The sequence below is a fragment of the Pseudomonas sp. EGD-AK9 genome (assembly GCF_000465935.2).
GTDB lineage: Bacteria > Pseudomonadota > Gammaproteobacteria > Pseudomonadales > Pseudomonadaceae > Aquipseudomonas.
The window spans coordinates 1-1,901 of the sequence record NZ_AVOF01000482.1 but is presented as its reverse complement, the minus strand read 5'-3'; the positions used below and the strand labels follow the sequence as shown (position 1 = coordinate 1,901).

Annotated in this window: 4 protein-coding genes; all 4 read left to right on the top strand. The window is 68.3% G+C overall.

Annotation, left to right across the window (positions count from 1 at the left end):
* A partial coding sequence (locus tag N878_RS29115; RefSeq protein ID WP_031303512.1) for an MBL fold metallo-hydrolase occupies positions 1-522 on the top strand: 522 nt, incomplete at its 5' end.
* A gap of 72 nt (positions 523-594) precedes the next feature.
* Positions 595-1,227: a MotA/TolQ/ExbB proton channel family protein gene (locus N878_RS19175; RefSeq protein WP_003245211.1), complete on the top strand. Its 633-nt coding sequence runs from the start codon at positions 595-597 to the stop codon at positions 1,225-1,227.
* Positions 1,224-1,652 (top strand): biopolymer transporter ExbD, encoded by a 429-nt coding sequence (locus tag N878_RS19170; protein WP_021445184.1) that lies wholly within the window; start codon positions 1,224-1,226, stop codon positions 1,650-1,652. Before N878_RS19175 ends, N878_RS19170 begins: the two co-directional genes overlap by 4 nt.
* A partial coding sequence (locus N878_RS19165; RefSeq protein WP_031303510.1) for a tetraacyldisaccharide 4'-kinase occupies positions 1,653-1,901 on the top strand: 249 nt, incomplete at its 3' end.

Below are 1,901 nucleotides of genomic sequence, written 5' to 3'. Positions count from 1 at the left end.
CTGCCGGTGGCGCGCCTGCTCAGCGGCGAGCCCGAACGCCTGGGGTCGCGGCTTGCGGCCGAGCCCTGCGAGTCGGGCCGGCAGTGGCAGTGGGATGGCGTCAGCTTTCGTCTGTGGCGCTGGGTGCAGGCGGCGCCGGGCAACCAGAGCTCCTGCGTGCTGCTGGTGGAGGCGGGCGGCGAGCGCCTGCTGCTGACCGGCGATATCGATGCGCGCGCCGAGCAGGCGCTGCTGCAGGATGACTTTCCCCTGGCGGCGCACTGGCTGCTGGCGCCGCACCATGGCAGCCGCAGCTCCTCCAGCCGGGCCTTCGTCGACGCGGTGGCGCCGCGCCATGTGCTGATCGCCCGCGGCCGTCACAACAACTTCGGCCATCCCCATCCGCAGGTGCTGGCGCGTTACCGCGAGGCCGGCGCCCGGCTGCACGACAGCGCCACCAGCGGTGCCCTGCGCCTGCTGCTGGGCGAGCAGGGCGAGGCGCAGGCGTTGCGACGCCAGGCACGTTTCTGGCGGGAAAAATGAGAACGGCGGCGGTCGGCGAGGGCGGCACCCTATGCTAGAGTGGCGCCACTTTTTCGAGGGGGATTCTCTACCGTGTGGGAACTGGTCAAAGCTGGCGGCTGGATGATGCTGCCGATCATTCTCTGCTCCATCGCCGCGGCCGGCATCGTCGCCGAGCGCCTGTGGACCCTGCGGCCCGCCCGCGTCACCCCGGCCAACCTGCTGGCCCAGGTCTGGCGCTGGATCAAGGACAAGAAGCTCAACAACCAGAAGCTCAAGGAACTGCGCGAGCATTCGCCGCTGGGGCAGATCCTCGCCGCCGGCCTGGCCAACTCCAAGCATGGTCGCGAGATCATGAAGGAATGCATCGAAGAGGCCGCCGCCCGCGTCATCCATGAGCTGGAGCGCTACCTCAACGCCCTAGGCACCATCGCCGGCATCGCCCCGCTGCTCGGCCTGCTCGGCACCGTGCTGGGCATGATCGAAATCTTCAGCTCCTTCATGGGCTCGGGCATGGCCAATGCGCCGATGCTCGCCGGCGGTATCTCCAAGGCGTTGATCACCACCGCCGCCGGCCTGATGGTGGCGATTCCGGCGCTGTTCTTCCATCGCTACCTGCAGCGTCGCGTCGACGAGCTGGTGGTGGGCATGGAGCAGGAGGCGATCAAGCTGGTGGAAATGGTGCAGGGCGACCGCGACGTCGACCTGGGCGAGGGCAAGGCGTGAAATTCCGGCGCAAACCGCGGGAGAGCGTCGAGATCAACCTGGCCTCGCTGATCGACGTGGTATTCATCCTGCTGCTGTTCTTCGTGGTCACCACCACCTTCACCCGCGAAACCCAGCTCAAGGTCGACCTGCCCGAGGCCGTCAGCGGCACGCCGCCGGAGCAGACCGAGCTGAAACAGCTGGAGATCCTGATCGGTACCGACGGCGCCTTCTCGGTGAACGGCAAGGCGCTGCTGGAAAGCAACCTGAGCAACCTGATGGCGGCGCTGCAGAAGGAGTCCGACGGCGACAACAGCCTGCCGCTGATCATCAGCGCCGACGGCAAGACCCCGCACCAGGCGGTGATCACCGCCATGGACGCGGCCGGCAAGCTGGGCTTCGCGCACCTGCGCATCACCACGGTGGAAGCACAGGAAAGCCCTTAAGTGAGCGCTGCCGACCGTCTGCTCGACGCCTGGTACCGCGGCCATCCGGCCCTGGCGCTGCTGCGCCCGCTGGAGTGGCTGTACCGCCGCGTGGTGCTGGGCAAGCGCGCGCGCTTTCTCGCCGGCGCGGGCGAGATCTACCGCGCGCCGGTGCCGGTGCTGGTGGTGGGCAACATCACCGTCGGCGGCACCGGCAAGACTCCGTTGATCCTCTTTCTGATCCAGCACTGCCGTGCCCGCGGCCTCAAG